Annotated in this window: 15 protein-coding genes; 7 read left to right on the forward strand and 8 right to left on the reverse strand. The window is 52.9% G+C overall.

Annotated elements, in window-relative coordinates:
• Nucleotides 1-26 precede the first annotated feature (26 nt).
• On the forward strand, nt 27-785 hold the full coding sequence (locus KOSB73_RS08740; RefSeq protein WP_004133453.1) for an IclR family transcriptional regulator domain-containing protein: 759 nt from the start codon (nt 27-29) through the stop codon (nt 783-785).
• A gap of 45 nt (nt 786-830) precedes the next feature.
• Here the strand turns inward: KOSB73_RS08740 and KOSB73_RS08745 are convergent, their stop codons facing one another.
• From KOSB73_RS08745 to KOSB73_RS08780, 8 genes are all read right to left on the reverse strand, one after another.
• Nucleotides 831-1163: a hypothetical protein gene (locus KOSB73_RS08745; protein WP_004133452.1), complete on the reverse strand. Its 333-nt coding sequence runs from the start codon at nt 1161-1163 to the stop codon at nt 831-833.
• Nucleotides 1164-1458: 295 nt separating this feature from the next.
• Nucleotides 1459-2346 carry a heme o synthase gene (cyoE, locus tag KOSB73_RS08750; protein WP_004133451.1) on the reverse strand — a complete coding sequence of 296 codons (888 nt, stop codon included), beginning with the start codon at nt 2344-2346 and terminating at the stop codon, nt 1459-1461.
• Between the two features lie 11 nt (nt 2347-2357).
• Nucleotides 2358-2687, reverse strand: a complete 330-nt coding sequence (locus tag KOSB73_RS08755; protein WP_004099523.1) for a cytochrome o ubiquinol oxidase subunit IV — start codon at nt 2685-2687, stop codon at nt 2358-2360.
• Nucleotides 2687-3298, reverse strand: a complete 612-nt coding sequence (locus KOSB73_RS08760; protein ID WP_004129790.1) for a cytochrome o ubiquinol oxidase subunit III — start codon at nt 3296-3298, stop codon at nt 2687-2689. Before KOSB73_RS08760 ends, KOSB73_RS08755 begins: the two co-directional genes overlap by 1 nt.
• The gene (cyoB, locus tag KOSB73_RS08765) at nt 3288-5279 is read right to left on the reverse strand and encodes a cytochrome o ubiquinol oxidase subunit I (protein ID WP_004133450.1); all 1992 of its coding nucleotides are present in this window, start codon (nt 5277-5279) and stop codon (nt 3288-3290) included. The genes KOSB73_RS08760 and cyoB overlap by 11 nt, the downstream gene beginning before the upstream one ends.
• A 19-nt stretch (nt 5280-5298) precedes the next feature.
• On the reverse strand, nt 5299-6246 hold the full coding sequence (gene cyoA, locus KOSB73_RS08770; protein WP_004129799.1) for a cytochrome o ubiquinol oxidase subunit II: 948 nt from the start codon (nt 6244-6246) through the stop codon (nt 5299-5301).
• Between the two features lie 479 nt (nt 6247-6725).
• Nucleotides 6726-8201: a muropeptide MFS transporter AmpG gene (gene ampG / locus KOSB73_RS08775; protein ID WP_049088796.1), complete on the reverse strand. Its 1476-nt coding sequence runs from the start codon at nt 8199-8201 to the stop codon at nt 6726-6728.
• 45 nt (nt 8202-8246) lie between these two features.
• Nucleotides 8247-8825 (reverse strand): lipoprotein, encoded by a 579-nt coding sequence (locus tag KOSB73_RS08780; RefSeq protein ID WP_004129805.1) that lies wholly within the window; start codon nt 8823-8825, stop codon nt 8247-8249.
• Between the two features lie 303 nt (nt 8826-9128).
• Here KOSB73_RS08780 and bolA point away from each other — a divergent pair, with 303 nt between their 5' ends.
• From bolA to hupB, 6 genes are all read left to right on the forward strand, one after another.
• A complete protein-coding gene (gene bolA / locus KOSB73_RS08785) occupies nt 9129-9446 on the forward strand; it encodes a transcriptional regulator BolA (protein WP_004133447.1) in 318 nt (105 codons plus the stop codon).
• A 347-nt stretch (nt 9447-9793) separates the two neighbouring features.
• Complete coding sequence (tig, locus tag KOSB73_RS08800; RefSeq protein ID WP_004129807.1) at nt 9794-11092, forward strand: trigger factor; 1299 nt, start codon at nt 9794-9796, stop codon at nt 11090-11092.
• Nucleotides 11093-11407: 315 nt separating this feature from the next.
• Nucleotides 11408-12031: an ATP-dependent Clp endopeptidase proteolytic subunit ClpP gene (gene clpP, locus KOSB73_RS08805; RefSeq protein ID WP_003021624.1), complete on the forward strand. Its 624-nt coding sequence runs from the start codon at nt 11408-11410 to the stop codon at nt 12029-12031.
• Between the two features lie 132 nt (nt 12032-12163).
• Nucleotides 12164-13438: an ATP-dependent protease ATP-binding subunit ClpX gene (gene clpX, locus KOSB73_RS08810; protein ID WP_004099538.1), complete on the forward strand. Its 1275-nt coding sequence runs from the start codon at nt 12164-12166 to the stop codon at nt 13436-13438.
• A 183-nt stretch (nt 13439-13621) separates the two neighbouring features.
• Nucleotides 13622-15976 carry an endopeptidase La gene (lon, locus tag KOSB73_RS08815; RefSeq protein WP_004099539.1) on the forward strand — a complete coding sequence of 785 codons (2355 nt, stop codon included), beginning with the start codon at nt 13622-13624 and terminating at the stop codon, nt 15974-15976.
• 208 nt (nt 15977-16184) lie between these two features.
• The gene (gene hupB, locus KOSB73_RS08820) at nt 16185-16457 is read left to right on the forward strand and encodes a nucleoid-associated protein HU-beta (protein ID WP_002444653.1); all 273 of its coding nucleotides are present in this window, start codon (nt 16185-16187) and stop codon (nt 16455-16457) included.
• Nucleotides 16458-16498: the final 41 nt, after the last annotated feature.

The following is a 16498-nucleotide window of genomic DNA, read 5'->3' on the forward strand; positions in this document are numbered from 1 at the left end:
TTATTGTTGCGAAAGTGTGAACAAGTATGCAAAACCAGATTCATCCCCGCGATCTGATCGTCGGCCTGCAAAAGGGGCTGGCGCTGATCCAGCTATTTTCAAAAGAGCACCCGCGACTCACCGTGCCGCAGGCGGCGAAAATGAGCGGCCTGACGCAAAGCGCCGCGCGGCGGTTTTTCCTTACTCTGCTGCACGAGCGCTACCTGCAAACCGACGGACGCTACTACTGGCTGACGCCCAAAGCGTTAAGGCTGGGGCAGGCGTATGTTGACTCGGCGCAGTTCCCGCGCATGGTACGGCCGATCGTTGAGTACATCGCCAGCCGGACGGAAGAGCACGCTTCAGTGGGGGTGATAGATGATGATGAGCTGGTGTATATCGCGCGCAGTAAGCACACGCCGTTTAATTCGACCTCAGTGCGCCTGGGTGAGAGGGTGCCGATTTACTGTACCGCCGGCGGGCGGCTCTGGCTGGCGTCATTAGCGGAAGCCGAGTGCGAAACCGTTTTGCAACGGATCAAACGCGAACAGCGCACGCCCTATACGGTAACCGACGTTACGGCCCTGATGGAGAAGATCGCCCAGGTGCGCCGCCAGGGATATGCCGCAATTGAGCAAGAGTTTGAAATTGGCATGCTGGTACTGGCCGTACCGCTGTCAGACCGGGAAGGGATTTACTGGGGAGCGCTGAGCTTAACCAGCCATCAGTCAAGAACCTCGATTGAAGCCCTGTGCCGCGAGCATCTGGATTTGCTCTATAGCGCCCAGGCGATGTTGGTTGGATAGCCGCGGAAGAGGCAGGCAGGTTCTGAACGGAACCTGCCTGATATATCAGGCTTTCGCGCCGTCGATAAAGCTATTCCAGTCCGCCCCAGCGTTGTTCACGAAGGTTGACCAGCTATTGGCGGCAGTGTTCACAAAGCCATTCCAGTTATCCAACCCCGCAGACACAAAGGTGTTCCAGTTAGACTGACCGATAACGAACTTGCCAAATTCTACGGCGCTATCAATCACAAAATTCGCGAAAGAGGCTCCTGAGGTGGCGACAAAAGATCCGAAGCCAAGCCCGGAGTTGACGACAAAGCTGGTAAAGCCAGTAGCCGCATTCAGCAGATTAAAACCACCGGAAATATATTCCATTTCATTAAAAGTTAACTCTTTCATTTTTATTCCTTTATTCAACGGATTGTCATCAGTGAGCACCGTACTCACCGCGAAAGGCTAACACCGCTAAATAGAGGTAAACCAGATGGCAACCTCCCCCGGATGCTGATTTCTTTATCATTTTTATATGAACATCATCATTGAATGATTGATAACGCTGGACTGGAGATGAACCGATGAAGATGATTTTTATCTGAAGAGAACCTGGGGGAGGGGAGGGACAATAGGTTGCGTGATAAAAAAACAGCCCCCGGTCTTGCGAGCGGAGGCTGCTGAGCGTTTGCAGAAGGTGGTCTTATCTGACCATCGTCAGCAGGTTATGTGAATCCGGCACCATAAAGTCGACGGACATCATCACCGACAGCGCGGTAATGGCGACGATGGAAAAGACGAACAGCTTACGCGCCCAAACTTTATCATCCGCCACTTTGTATCCGCGCAGCGCCATCCCCAGCCACCAGACGCTCACTGCCGCAGCGACAACCAGATATTTATATCCGGCGTAGCCGCCCAGAGAGAGCATCAGCGTCGCAACGGTAAAGGCGATGATGTAGACGGTAATATGGTTTTTAGCCACTGAAATACCTTTCACTACCGGCAGTACCGGAATGTTCGCCGCCTGATAATCCTTGAAGCGGAAAATCGCGATAGCGTAAGAGTGAGGCATCTGCCACAGGCTAAAAATAGCCAGCAGAATAGCGGCGCCGCTGTCAAAATCACCGGTCACCGCACAGTAGCCAATCACCGGCGGCGCAGCGCCGGAGAGAGAACCAATCAGCGTGCCGTAGACGGAGTGGCGCTTCATGTACAGGCTGTAAACGCCGACATAAACCACAAACCCCATCACCCCCAGCCAGCAGGCGAGGGGATTAGCGCCAAACCACAGCAGCATGAAGCCAGCAATACCCAGCAGGGTGGCGTATACCAGCGAAGCTTCTGGCGAGATCAGCCCTTTGACCAGCACCCGGTTTTTCGTCCGTTCCATCTTACGATCGATATCACGGTCGATATAGTTGTTGAAAACACAACCCGAGGCGACCACCAGGGATACTCCGAGGAGCGTCCAGATGAAAAGCGGATAGTCTATGTGGCCCTTTGAGGCCAGCAGGAAACCGCCAATCACGGAGATCAGGTTGCCAAAAATAATGCCTGGTTTCGTTACTTGCAGGTATTGCTTAAACATACTCGCCGCTCTTAGTGCATCATCATGTTGTAGTTCAGGTTCCACATAATCCAGATGGAACCGACAACTACGATAGCAATGATGATTACGGTGAAGATAAATGCGGTCAGGTTCCAACCTTCGTCCGATTTACTGTTCATGTGCAGGAAGTACACGAGGTGTACGACAATCTGCACAACTGCAGTGACCAGGATGGTTCCCAGAATAGCCGCATGCGATGCGGAGCCACTCATCACCATTGCAAACGGGATAACCGTCAGAATGATCGACAGGATGAAACCTGTCATGTAGCTCTTCACGCTGCCGTGAGAAGCGCCGCTATGATCGGTAGAATGACTCATTACATCGCCCCCATCAGATAAACAACAGAGAACACGCAGATCCACACGACGTCCAGGAAGTGCCAGAACAGACTCAGGCACATGATACGGGTGCGGTTAGTGTTGGTCAGGCCGCGACGAGAAACCTGTACCATCAGCACCGCCATCCAGATCAGACCAGAGGTCACGTGCAGACCGTGGGTACCGACCAGCGCGAAGAACGCTGACAGGAAGCCGCTGCGATCCGGACCCATACCTTCAACAATCAGGTGATGGAATTCATAGAGTTCCATCGCGATGAACCCTGCCCCGAAGAGGAAGGTCAGCGCAAGCCAGGAAACCACCTGGCTCTTGTTGTTTTTGTACATGGCGATAGCCGCCATGCCGTAGGTGATGGAGCTGAACAGCAGCAGCGCGGTTTCAACCAGAACGAACGGCAGTTCGAAAATATCTTTACCGGTCGGTCCGCCCGCCGTGCCGTTCACCAGAACGGCATAGGTCGCGAACAGAGTGGCGAAGATAATGCAGTCGCTCATCAGGTAGATCCAGAAACCGAATACCTTCATCGGTCCTGTATCATGGTGCCCGTGTTCGTGCGCGTGGGCGTTATGCGCAAGAGTATCAGTTGCCATTTTTCAGCCCTGCTTTGTTAATCTCATCGAAATGCTGATTTTCCAGTTTTTCGACTACTGCAACCGGCACGTAGTAATCCACGTCCTCGTCAAAGCTCTTAATAATCCAGGTCGCCAGGATACCGACGAAGCTTGCAATCGCCAGCCACCAGATGTGCCAGATCATTGCGAAACCAAACACCGTTGCGAAAGCAGCAATAACGATGCCCGCGCCGCTGTTTTTCGGCATATGAATCTCTTCATAGCCAGCCGGTTTCTTGTACGCGTCGCCTTTCTCTTTCATTTCCCAGAACGCGTCACGCTCGTGAACCACAGGAACGATAGCGAAGTTGTAGAACGGCGGAGGAGAAGAGGTTGCCCACTCCAGCGTACGGCCGCCCCACGGGTCGCCGGTCAGGTCACGGTTCTGCTCGCGATCGCGGATAGACACGTAGAACTGAATCAGCTGGCAGAGGATACCGCAGGCGATCAGCGCCGCGCCGCAGGCTGCAACAACCAGCATCGGGTGGAACTGCGGGTCAATCTGCTGGCTCAGGCGACGGGTCATACCCATGAAGCCCAGCACGTACAGCGGCATAAACGCGACGAAGAAGCCGATGATCCAGAACCAGAAAGCGCGTTTGCCCCAGGTTTCGTTCAGGGTGAAGCCAAAGGCTTTCGGCCACCAGTAGGTCAGACCTGCGAAGCAACCGAACACCACGCCGCCGATGATGACGTTATGGAAGTGCGCGATCAGGAACAGGCTGTTGTGCAGCACGAAGTCTGCGCCCGGTACCGCCAGCAGAACGCCGGTCATACCGCCTACGGAGAAGGTCACGATAAAGCCAATCGTCCACAGCATCGCTGAGTTGAAGACGATGCGGCCCTGGTACATGGTAAACAGCCAGTTGAAGATCTTAACCCCGGTCGGGATAGCGATGATCATGGTCGTAATACCGAAGAAGGCGTTTACGTTCGCGCCCGCACCCATAGTAAAGAAGTGGTGCAGCCAAACGATGAACGACAGAACGGTAATACACACTGTTGCCCATACCAGCGAGGTGTAGCCAAACAGACGCTTACGCGAGAAGGTCGCGGCGATTTCGGAGAAGACGCCGAATACCGGCAGAACCAGAATGTACACTTCCGGGTGACCCCAGGCCCAAATCAGGTTGATGTACATCATCATGTTGCCACCCATATCGTTGGTAAAGAAATGGGTGCCCAGGTAGCGGTCCAGGGTCAGCAGCGCGACGGTGACGGTCAGAATTGGGAAGGAGGCGATAATCAGGATGTTGGCGCACAGAGATGCCCAGCTAAACACCGGCATCTTGAACATGGTCATGCCAGGGGCACGCATCTTGATAATCGTTACGAAGAAGTTAATACCGGTAAGCGTTGTACCAATACCGGATAGCTGGAGAGCCCAGATCCAGTAATCGACCCCGACGCCCGGACTGTACTCGATTCCCGACAGCGGCGGATAGGCCAGCCAACCGGTCTGCGCGAATTCACCGACGCCCAGAGAGAGGTTAACCAGAATCACGCCCACAACGGTGAACCAGAAGCTCAGGTTGTTAAGGAAGGGGAAAGCAACGTCGCGTGCGCCGATCTGCAGCGGAACCACCAGGTTCATCAGACCGATAACAAACGGCATCGCTACGAAGAAGATCATGATAACGCCGTGGGCGGTAAAGATCTGATCGTAGTGGTGAGGCGGCAGGAAACCTGCTTCCCCGGCCGAGGCCAGCACCTGCTGGCTACGCATCATAACGGCGTCAGCAAAGCCACGCAGCAACATAACGATTGCTACGATAACGTACATGATACCGAGACGTTTGTGGTCAACCGAAGTCAGCCACTCGTTCCAAAGGTAGGACCACTTACCGAAGTAAGTGATGGCTGCCAGAAGCGCCAGTCCCCCAATGATAATTGCAGCCACCGTAACCACAATAATGGGTTCATGGTAGGGCACTGCATCCAGTGTAAGTTTTCCGAACATCGTTTTCTTCCTCGGCCCCTTAGTGAGCGGTTTCCGCGTGGCTCATGTCCATGCCTTCCATTCCTTCGTGCGCTGCGTGCTCGCCCTCGGGTTGGGTCATATCCATGCTCTTACCGTGAGACATAAATTTGTTAACAACATCTTTAAACAAATCCGGTTTCACGTTAGAGAAGTATTCCACTTTGTTGTATTCGCTAGGCGCAGCCAGTTTGTCGAATGTTTCCATGGAATCCATGGTATTCGCAGACTGTTTGGCTTTCGCTACCCACTGATCGAAGGTTGCACGATCCGGCGTGGCGATAGCTTTGAACTTCATTCCAGAGAAGCCCGGGCCGCTATAGCTGGCGGAGATACCGTCGTAAGTACCAGCTTCATTCGCGATGAGGTGCAGCTGAGTCTGCATCCCGGCCATTGCGTAAATCTGGCTACCTAAACGTGGGATAAAGAACGAGTTCATCACGGAATTGGAGGTCACTTTGAAGTGTACCGGTACGTTCGCCGGGAAGGCGATTTCGTTGACGGTAGCAATACCTTGTTCCGGATAGATGAAGAACCATTTCCAGTCCATCGAAACGACTTCGATAGTGATAGGTTTTTCATCGTGAGCAAGCGGTTTGCTCGGCTCTAATGCGTGAGTTGTTTTCCAGGTCAGAACGGCCAGGAACAGGATGATCAGGATAGGAACCGTCCAGACCACAGCTTCAACTTTGTTGGAGTGTGACCAGTTCGGGCTATACTTCGCATCTTTATTGCTCGCACGATACTTCCAGGCAAATCCTACTGCCATCAAGACGGCTGGAATAACGACGATCATCATCAGGCCGAAGGCCGTCAGAATCAGAGAGCGTTGCTCCAGTCCAATCTGTCCTTTTGGGTCGAGGAGTGCAGAATCACAACCACTGAGTAATACAGTGCCTGCGATTAATGACATCCATCCCAAACTTTTATTGTATTTCCTAAGTCTCATTGAACGACCTCAATTCCACGGAATCTGGTGGCGCTTAAAGTGTACGGGCATTTTACGGGAAGGTTGCATTACTGTAAACATAGTTGGAGCTGTGTCTGTTCTATGTTAGTGGCTTCTGCTTGCCTTGTCACATATGTTACGGAGTGTGACATTATCCCTTGCAAACCTTGATTTACGCGGGATTGATAACGAAAGGGATAAGAACCAAGGGGTTTATAAGAGAATGAGCATAACCACCTGCAAAACAACACAAATAATTAACAATTAATTATCAAATAAAAGACATCATAAAAGCGGAAAATAAAAACAGTAAAGCTGAATCGTTTAAATTATTTAAAGATTCGCATAAAAATTGTCAATAATTTCCAGAAATCTAAAACGCACAAAACAACAAACTCAGCGCCATGAATATAAAATCGTTAATAAGACGTTATAATTACGCTTGGTAATTACAACGTCCACTAACGTTTCTGTAACGATTAAATCAGCTCGGTTTTGCGTAATGCCAGGTAGTCAAGGAAAGCGCCGAGTAAAATACCCGCAACGGCGGTGAGTACGGCGATCTCCAGCAGGCCCGCGAGGAAGGAGAAATTGGTGTAATCCAGCGCGTTGAACACCAGCAGCACCAGCCATACCGCCAGCATCAGGCAGCCAACCGCCAGAATCATTAAAGCCAGCCCGTAGATCTGAGGAAAGAACGTACGCGGCATAAAACTCTCTGACCGCTGGGTGTGTTCCAGGGTACGCCGACAAATTAACAGCAGCAAAATACCCGGCACAGCGGCAACGACGGAAAAAAGATAGAAGGCAGGCCAGCCGTGAGCCTCGACGAACCAGCCGGCGATAGGGCCGACGTAAACGCGCCCGACGGCGGAAAGCGCCGAGAGCAGGGCAAACTGGGTGGCTGAAAAGGATTTGTTGCACAGCGTCATCAGCAGCGCGACGAACGCCGCGGTGCCCATCCCGCCGCACAGGTTTTCGAAAAATACCGCCGTCGCCATGGAGAAAAGGTGTTTATCGGTAATAGATAGCAGCCAATATCCGGCGTTGGATACTCCTTGCAGCACGCCGAAAATCAGTAGCGCGCGGAATAAGGTCAGGCGCTGCATAAGCACGCCGCCGTACAGGGCGCCGACAATCGTGGCGAACAGGCCGAGCGTTTTATTGACCATCCCCACTTCGCCAGCATCGAAACCGACGCCGCGAATCAGGAATGTGGTGGTCAGGCTCATGGCAAACGCATCGCCAAGCTTATAAAGGACGATAAGCAGCAGGATTAGCCAGGCGTTATTGCGACCGAAGAAGTCGCGAAGCGGTGCGGCAACCGCCTGTTCCAGCGTTTTCGGCACAGGAATGACGTCGCTGGGATCCGGGGCCAGCAGCGTGGCGATAATGCAGGGGATCAGCAGCGCGGCCATCAGCCAGTACATTCCCTGCCATCCTAGCCAGCGGTCGGCCAGCCATAGCGCCAGTCCGCCGGAGACCAGCATCCCCAGACGATAGCCCAGCACGCTGATTGCCGCGCCGGTGCCTCGCTCTTCCGCGGCCAGCACGTCAGTTTTCCACGCGTCAAACACGATATCCTGAGACGCGGAGCAAAAGGCGATGACGACCGCCAGCGCCGCCATCCAGCGCAGCTGCGTGGAGGGTTCAAGGAATCCCATCGCCGCAATGGCAATCAGTAACAGAAATTGGGTAGCCAGCAGCCAGCCGCGACGACGGCCAAGAAACGGCGGCGTGTAGCGGTCCATCAGCGGCGACCAGAGGAACTTAAAGACGTAGGCCTGGCCGACGAGAGAGAAAAAACCGATGGTTTTCAGATCGATATTTTCAACGGTCATCCACGCCTGCAGCGTGCCTGAGGTCAGGGCGAGCGGTAATCCAGACGCAAAACCAAGAATCAGCAGGATCGCTGATTTTGGCTGCGTAAAAATGCGTAAGTAATGATTGGACATGTCTTGTCGTGCAGACCCGACGCGGGGCCGGGTCTGCCGCTTAAATTAACGAGCGTTTTGCTTGATGAAATCGTGAATGCTGGTGTCCTGCGCCATATCGCTAATGGTATCGGTCATCACGCTATTAACCGCATCGGCGATATTCTTGTTCGAGGCCTGAAATGCGCCTTCAACAGAGTAGCTGGCACGATAGTTTTTGGTCATCTTGTTGCCGTTGGCGGCGGTGGCGATAATGGCGATATCGGCTTTGGTGGCGATGTTGTAACGCACGTTACCCTGAGAAACGTCGGCGTACAGTTTATTGACGATGATTTGCAGGTCAACGGCGCCGTTCGGACCAATCATATAGCCACGCGAGGTCATCTGTTTTTCAAGGACTTCCTGCAGTAAGAAACGCAGGTCGCGGGAAGCGGTCAGCGTAACCTGTTGGTTATCGCGAGTGACTTTCGCCAGCGCCTGATCCGGGCGCTGATCGGCGCCGTTAATGCTGACGGTCACGCCCATCAGGCTGGGATCCTGCTGCGGCAGGGTGATTTTCGGTGATACATCAATAGTGGTCGGCGGAGTGGCGCATCCGGCCAGCATAAACAGCGCGACCAAAGGCAAAAGAATTTTCTTAAACATGTTCAGGGTCTCAACGCATGGGAGTAGTAATGAGGACAATTCCCGCCATCATAACATCGCCAACGGCAAGGGGAAGTGGCAACGCATGTAAATTCATCGTCTTGTGCGTTTTCTGTCCTTGCGGCATCGCATATCGCAACTCAGGCGGGGCTTTCAGGATACCGAACCAGTAAAGCCGATACTTTTGCGTGAAAATATCAGAGGAATGCCAATTTTTTGTTGTTTTCGCCCAATGGAAGCGGTAAAAGCGGCTAACATTTAAAGGGAATGGCGGCAATACAGCGTTGTCGGAGGAGAAAATTCATGATGATACGTGAACAGATCGAAGCAAAACTTAGGGCAGCGTTCGACCCGGTGTATCTTGAAGTCGTGGATGAAAGCTATCGCCACAACGTTCCTGCGGGCTCTGAAAGTCATTTTAAAGTGGTGTTGGTGAGCGATCGCTTCCTTGGCGAGCGTTTTCTTAATCGTCACCGTATGATTTACGGAACGTTGACTGAGGAACTATCAAGCACCGTGCACGCTCTGGCGTTGCATACCTACACAATCAAAGAGTGGGAAGGGCTACAGGATACCGTCTTTGCTTCTCCTCCTTGTCGCGGGGCTGGAAGTATCGCGTAGAAATCGCATTTGCAACCGCTGGAGCTTTTCCAGTATGTTGCGTGAAGATTTATGAGAAAACGGCCTGCGGGCCGTTTTGTTTTGCCTGGAAAATGTGCAGTTTGCGCCTTTTTACAGGCAAATTTGCTCGGGAAATGTGAAAAAAGCCGCAGCAGTGGGCGACAACCGTTCTCGACTCACAAAAGTGATGCCGCTATAATGCCGCGTCTTTTATTATGAATGTCTTCGGGATGATTCTGACGACAGGGAATGTGTTTCTGATTTGAAGAGGGCATCCCGGTTCTGCGAAGCAACCTGTTCGCGCTTCCAGAGTTGACCGAGCACTGTGATTTTTTTGAGGTAACAAGATGCAAGTTTCAGTTGAAACCACTCAGGGCCTTGGGCGCCGTGTAACGATTACTATCGCCGCTGACAGCATCGAGAATGCTGTCAAAAGCGAGCTGGTCAACGTAGCGAAAAAAGTTCGCATTGACGGCTTCCGTAAAGGCAAAGTGCCGATGAATGTTGTTGCTCAGCGTTATGGCGCATCTGTTCGCCAGGACGTGCTGGGTGACCTGATGAGCCGTAACTTCGTTGACGCGATCATCAAAGAAAAAATTAATCCGGCCGGCGCGCCGAACTATGTTCCGGGCGAATACAAGCTGGGTGAAGATTTCACCTACGCGGTCGAGTTCGAAGTTTATCCGGAAGTTGAACTGCAGGGTCTGGAAGCGATCGAAGTTGAAAAACCGGTTGTTGAAGTGACCGACGCTGACGTTGACACCATGCTGGATACTCTGCGCAAGCAGCAGGCTAACTGGAAAGATAAAGACGGCGCTGTTGATGCCGAAGATCGCGTTACCGTTGATTTCACCGGTTCCGTTGACGGCGAAGAGTTCGAAGGCGGCAAAGCTTCTGACTTCGTACTGGCGATGGGCCAGGGTCGTATGATCCCGGGCTTTGAAGACGGTATCAAAGGTCACAAAGCTGGCGAAGAGTTCACCATCGACGTAACCTTCCCGGAAGAGTACCACGCTGAAAACCTGAAAGGTAAAGCGGCTAAGTTCGTTATCAACCTGAAGAAAGTTGAAGAACGTGAACTGCCGGAGCTGACTGAAGAATTCATCAAGCGTTTCGGCGTTGAAGATGGTTCCGTCGCCGGTCTGCGCGCTGAAGTGCGTAAAAACATGGAGCGCGAGCTGAAAGGCGCCGTGCGTAACCGCGTGAAATCTCAGGCTATCGAAGGTCTGGTTAAAGCGAACGATATCGACGTTCCAGCCGCGCTGATTGACAGCGAAATCGACGTTCTGCGCCGCCAGGCTGCTCAGCGTTTCGGCGGTAACGAACAACAGGCTCTGGAACTGCCGCGTGAGCTGTTCGAAGAGCAGGCTAAACGCCGCGTTGTTGTTGGCCTGCTGCTGGGCGAAGTGATTCGCACCAACGAGCTGAAAGCTGACGAAGATCGCGTGAAAGGCCTGATCGAAGAGATGGCTTCTGCTTACGAAGATCCGAAAGAAGTGGTTGAGTTCTACAGCAAAAACAAAGAGCTGATGGACAACATGCGCAACGTCGCGCTGGAAGAGCAGGCTGTTGAAGCCGTGCTGGCGAAAGCGAAAGTGTCTGAAAAAGCCACTTCCTTCAGCGAACTGATGAACCAGCAGGCGTAATTTCGCCCCAAGGTTTAAGGTTTGAGTAAAAACCCGTTGCCGAAAGGCCGCGGGTTTTTTTATTGCAATGATAGCCTTAGGATACGTGCGAAAAGGCGATTTCAGTGATAGCGTTACGACAAAAGATTGTTATGCTTGAATTAAGGCAACGTCATCCCCATAACCGGGAGACGTAACTGCAGTGGCATAACCATGCGCCGTAATGAAGCGTGCATCTATGCACTTCTGCCCAACGGCAGAAATTCTGGCTGATAATCCGTCCGTAAGGTTACAATCAGTGCAGCGGTTTTTTTCAAATTAATCCAGGAGACGGAAATGTCATACAGTGGCGAACGAGACAACTTTGCACCCCATATGGCCCTGGTGCCGATGGTCATTGAACAGACCTCACGCGGCGAACGTTCATTTGATATTTACTCCCGTCTGCTCAAGGAGCGCGTCATTTTTCTGACCGGCCAGGTAGAAGATCACATGGCTAACCTGATCGTGGCGCAGATGCTGTTTCTGGAAGCGGAAAACCCGGAAAAAGATATCTATCTGTACATTAACTCTCCGGGCGGCGTGATTACCGCCGGGATGTCGATTTACGACACGATGCAGTTCATCAAACCGGACGTCAGCACCATTTGTATGGGGCAGGCGGCTTCGATGGGCGCCTTCCTGCTGACCGCAGGGGCTAAAGGTAAGCGTTTCTGCCTGCCGAACTCCCGCGTGATGATTCACCAGCCGCTGGGCGGCTATCAGGGCCAGGCGACGGATATCGAAATCCACGCCCGCGAAATCCTGAAAGTGAAAGGCCGCATGAATGAACTGATGGCACATCATACGGGTCAATCCCTTGAGCAGATCGAGCGTGATACCGAGCGCGATCGTTTCCTGTCTGCCTCAGAAGCAGTGGAATACGGCCTCGTCGACTCCATTTTGACTCATCGTAATTGATGCCCCGGGCGCAAGGGGGCCGCTATACTTGTTTGTAAGAGGGCGGCACAACGCTTACCAGCGGTTTGCGCCTGAGAATGGCATTTGCGTCGTCGTGTGCGGCACAAAGAACTTAATAAGAGGTTTGGACTCATGACAGATAAACGCAAAGATGGTTCGGGCAAACTGTTGTACTGCTCTTTTTGCGGCAAAAGCCAGCATGAAGTGCGTAAGCTAATCGCCGGGCCGTCCGTGTATATCTGCGACGAATGCGTTGATTTATGTAACGACATCATTCGCGAAGAAATTAAAGAAGTCGCGCCGCATCGCGAGCGCAGTGCATTGCCGACTCCCCACGAAATTCGCCACCATCTGGACGATTACGTTATCGGCCAGGAGCCGGCGAAAAAAGTGCTGGCGGTGGCGGTATACAATCACTACAAACGTCTGCGCAATGGCGACACCAGCAACGGCGTTGAACTGGGTAAAAGCAACATTCTGCTGATCGGGCCGACCGGCTCCGGTAAAACGCTGCTGGCGGAAACCCTGGCGCGTCTGCTGGATGTGCCTTTCACCATGGCGGATGCCACCACCCTGACCGAAGCCGGTTACGTGGGTGAGGACGTGGAGAACATCATCCAGAAACTGCTGCAGAAGTGCGACTACGACGTACAGAAAGCCCAGCGCGGTATCGTCTACATTGATGAGATTGACAAAATTTCCCGTAAATCGGATAACCCGTCGATCACCCGCGATGTTTCCGGCGAAGGCGTGCAGCAGGCGCTGCTGAAGCTTATTGAAGGTACCGTGGCCGCGGTTCCGCCGCAGGGCGGGCGTAAGCATCCGCAGCAGGAGTTCCTGCAGGTTGATACCTCTAAAATCCTGTTTATCTGCGGCGGCGCGTTTGCCGGTCTGGATAAGGTCATTTCCCACCGTGTAGAAACCGGCTCCGGCATTGGTTTCGGCGCGACGGTGAAGGCGAAGTCCGATAAAGCCAGCGAAGGTGAACTGCTGTCTCAGGTTGAACCGGAAGATCTGATCAAGTTTGGTCTGATTCCTGAGTTCATTGGCCGTCTGCCGGTCGTGGCGACCCTGAGCGAGCTGAGCGAAGAAGCACTGATTCAGATCCTCAAAGAGCCGAAAAACGCCCTGACTAAGCAGTATCAGGCGTTGTTCAGCCTTGAAGGCGCTGAGCTGGAGTTCCGCGACGAAGCGCTGGACGCTATCGCGAAGAAAGCGATGGCGCGTAAAACCGGCGCTCGTGGCCTGCGTTCTATCGTTGAAGCCGCGCTGCTCGATACCATGTACGATCTTCCGTCAATGGAAGACGTGGAAAAAGTGGTCATCGACGCTTCGGTTATCGATGGTCAGAGCAAGCCGCTGCTGATTTACGGCAAACCGGAAGCGCAGCAGGCGTCTGGTGAATAATTAACCAGTTTGCTCAAGCAGTTAACAAAAAGGGGGGATTTTATCTCCCCTTTTATTTTTCCTGCATTCCCGCCGTTGAATGTATGGAATACATCCCCATATACTGGTTTACATATTAACGGCGACGCGTCGTTGAGTTGCGTCGTCGGCTACCTGGCGGACTTTAAACTAAGAGAGAGCTCTATGAATCCTGAGCGTTCTGAACGCATTGAAATCCCCGTATTGCCGTTGCGCGATGTGGTGGTTTATCCGCACATGGTCATACCCCTGTTTGTAGGGCGGGAAAAATCTATCCGTTGTCTCGAAGCAGCCATGGACCATGATAAAAAAATCATGCTGGTTGCGCAGAAAGAAGCCTCGACGGATGAGCCGGGTGTAAACGATCTTTTCACCGTCGGGACCGTGGCGTCTATTTTGCAAATGCTGAAGCTACCGGACGGTACTGTTAAAGTGCTGGTCGAAGGTTTGCAGCGCGCGCGCATCTCTGCGCTGTCTGATAACGGCGAGCATTTTTCGGCGAAAGCGGAATATCTTGAATCGCCGGCGATTGACGAACGCGAGCAGGAAGTGCTGGTTCGTACCGCCATCAGCCAGTTTGAAGGCTACATCAAGCTGAACAAGAAAATCCCACCGGAAGTGCTGACGTCGCTCAATAGCATCGACGATCCGGCGCGTCTGGCGGATACCATCGCTGCGCATATGCCGCTGAAGCTGGCGGACAAACAGTCCGTGCTGGAGATGTCCGACGTGAACGAGCGTCTGGAATATCTGATGGCGATGATGGAGTCGGAAATCGATCTGCTGCAGGTGGAGAAGCGTATTCGCAACCGCGTGAAAAAGCAGATGGAGAAATCTCAGCGCGAGTACTATCTGAATGAGCAAATGAAAGCCATTCAAAAAGAGCTCGGCGAGATGGACGACGCCCCGGACGAGAACGAAGCGCTGAAGCGTAAGATCGACGCGGCGAAAATGCCGAAAGAGGCAAAAGAGAAAACCGAAGCGGAACTGCAAAAACTGAAAATGATGTCCCCGATGTCGGCGGAAGCGACCGTCGTTCGCGGCTACATCGACTGGATGGTGCAGGTACCGTGGAACGCTCGCAGCAAGGTTAAAAAAGACCTGCGTCAGGCTCAGGAGATCCTCGATACCGATCACTACGGCCTTGAGCGCGTGAAGGATCGCATTCTTGAGTACCTCGCGGTGCAGAGCCGTGTTAACAAGCTCAAAGGGCCGATCCTGTGCCTGGTTGGGCCTCCGGGGGTAGGTAAAACCTCTCTCGGCCAATCCATCGCCAAAGCAACTGGACGCAAATATGTGCGTATGGCGCTGGGCGGCGTGCGTGATGAAGCGGAAATCCGCGGTCACCGCCGTACCTATATTGGCTCAATGCCGGGCAAACTGATCCAGAAAATGGCTAAAGTGGGCGTTAAAAACCCGCTGTTCTTGCTGGATGAGATCGACAAGATGTCTTCTGACATGCGCGGCGATCCGGCCTCGGCGCTGCTGGAGGTGTTGGATCCGGAACAGAACGTGGCCTTTAACGACCACTATCTGGAAGTGGATTACGATCTCAGCGACGTGATGTTCGTTGCGACCTCTAACTCCATGAACATCCCGGCGCCGCTGCTGGATCGTATGGAAGTGATCCGCCTCTCCGGCTATACCGAAGATGAGAAGCTAAACATCGCCAAACGCCATCTGCTGTCAAAACAGATTGAGCGTAACGCGCTCAAGAAAGGCGAGCTGACGGTGGATGACAGCGCGATTATCGGCATCATTCGCTACTACACCCGTGAAGCGGGCGTGCGTGGTCTGGAGCGTGAAATCTCGAAACTGTGTCGCAAAGCGGTGAAACAGCTTCTGCTGGATAAGTCGCTGAAACACATCGAGATTAACGGCGACAACCTGCACGATTTCCTTGGCGTGCAGCGCTACGACTATGGTCGTGCGGATAGCGAAAACCGCGTAGGTCAGGTGACCGGACTGGCGTGGACGGAAGTGGGCGGCGATCTGCTGACCATTGAAACCGCCTGCGTTCCGGGTAAAGGCAAACTGACCTACACCGGTTCACTGGGTGAAGTCATGCAGGAATCCATCCAGGCGGCGCTGACGGTGGTTCGTTCACGTGCGGATAAGCTGGGTATTAACTCAGACTTTTACGAAAAACGTGATATTCACGTTCACGTGCCGGAAGGCGCTACGCCGAAGGATGGTCCAAGCGCCGGTATCGCGATGTGCACCGCGCTGGTTTCCTGCCTGACGGGTAATCCGGTACGCGCCGACGTGGCGATGACCGGTGAGATTACCCTCCGTGGCCAGGTATTGCCGATTGGTGGTCTGAAGGAAAAACTGTTGGCCGCGCATCGCGGCGGCATTAAGACTGTTCTGATTCCTGATGAAAATAAACGCGACCTTGAAGAAATTCCGGATAACGTTATCGCCGATTTAGATATCCATCCGGTGAAACGAATCGAGGAAGTTCTGGCACTTGCGCTGCAGAACGAACCGTTTGGAATGGAAGTCGTCACGGCAAAATAGTGATTTCGCGCAAATAGCGCTAAGAAAAATAGGGCTGGTAAGTAAATTCGTACTTGCCAGCCTTTTTTTGTGTAGCTAACTTAGATCGCTGGCAGGGGGGTCAATTACAACTCTGTTGTAAGGGCATGACAGTCCTGATATAACTGCTGCGCGGTCGCGCCACGAAGGATTCTGGTGCGATATAAATTATAAAGAGAGGAAGAGAACAGTGAATAAATCTCAACTGATTGACAAAATTGCTGCCGGTGCGGACATTTCTAAAGCCGCAGCTGGACGTGCGTTAGATGCTTTAATCGCTTCTGTTACTGAATCTCTGCAGGCTGGAGATGACGTTGCGCTGGTAGGGTTTGGTACTTTTGCTGTTAAAGAGCGCGCTGCCCGTACTGGTCGCAATCCGCAAACAGGCAAAGAAATCACCATTGCTGCTGCTAAAGTTCCGGGTTTCCGCGCAGGTAAAGCGCTGAAAGACGCGGTAAACTGATCGACTTCCCCACTGGGGTCTGTGACGAAGTACAAGGGCGC

Source organism: Klebsiella grimontii, from assembly GCF_900200035.1.
GTDB classification, from domain to species: domain Bacteria; phylum Pseudomonadota; class Gammaproteobacteria; order Enterobacterales; family Enterobacteriaceae; genus Klebsiella; species Klebsiella grimontii.

Bases quoted from the DNA above. Each gene is read 5' to 3' on its own strand.
- KOSB73_RS08740 (WP_004133453.1), top strand. From the start codon at position 27: ATGCAAAACCAGATTCATCCCCGCGATCTGATCGTCGGCCTGCAAAAG.
- KOSB73_RS08745 (WP_004133452.1), bottom strand. From the start codon at position 1,163: ATGAAAGAGTTAACTTTTAATGAAATGGAATATATTTCCGGTGGTTTT.
- cyoE (WP_004133451.1), bottom strand. From the start codon at position 2,346: ATGTTTAAGCAATACCTGCAAGTAACGAAACCAGGCATTATTTTTGGC.
- KOSB73_RS08755 (WP_004099523.1), bottom strand. From the start codon at position 2,687: ATGAGTCATTCTACCGATCATAGCGGCGCTTCTCACGGCAGCGTGAAG.
- KOSB73_RS08760 (WP_004129790.1), bottom strand. From the start codon at position 3,298: ATGGCAACTGATACTCTTGCGCATAACGCCCACGCGCACGAACACGGG.
- cyoB (WP_004133450.1), bottom strand. From the start codon at position 5,279: ATGTTCGGAAAACTTACACTGGATGCAGTGCCCTACCATGAACCCATT.
- cyoA (WP_004129799.1), bottom strand. From the start codon at position 6,246: ATGAGACTTAGGAAATACAATAAAAGTTTGGGATGGATGTCATTAATC.
- ampG (WP_049088796.1), bottom strand. From the start codon at position 8,201: ATGTCCAATCATTACTTACGCATTTTTACGCAGCCAAAATCAGCGATC.
- KOSB73_RS08780 (WP_004129805.1), bottom strand. From the start codon at position 8,825: ATGTTTAAGAAAATTCTTTTGCCTTTGGTCGCGCTGTTTATGCTGGCC.
- bolA (WP_004133447.1), top strand. From the start codon at position 9,129: ATGATGATACGTGAACAGATCGAAGCAAAACTTAGGGCAGCGTTCGAC.
- tig (WP_004129807.1), top strand. From the start codon at position 9,794: ATGCAAGTTTCAGTTGAAACCACTCAGGGCCTTGGGCGCCGTGTAACG.
- clpP (WP_003021624.1), top strand. From the start codon at position 11,408: ATGTCATACAGTGGCGAACGAGACAACTTTGCACCCCATATGGCCCTG.
- clpX (WP_004099538.1), top strand. From the start codon at position 12,164: ATGACAGATAAACGCAAAGATGGTTCGGGCAAACTGTTGTACTGCTCT.
- lon (WP_004099539.1), top strand. From the start codon at position 13,622: ATGAATCCTGAGCGTTCTGAACGCATTGAAATCCCCGTATTGCCGTTG.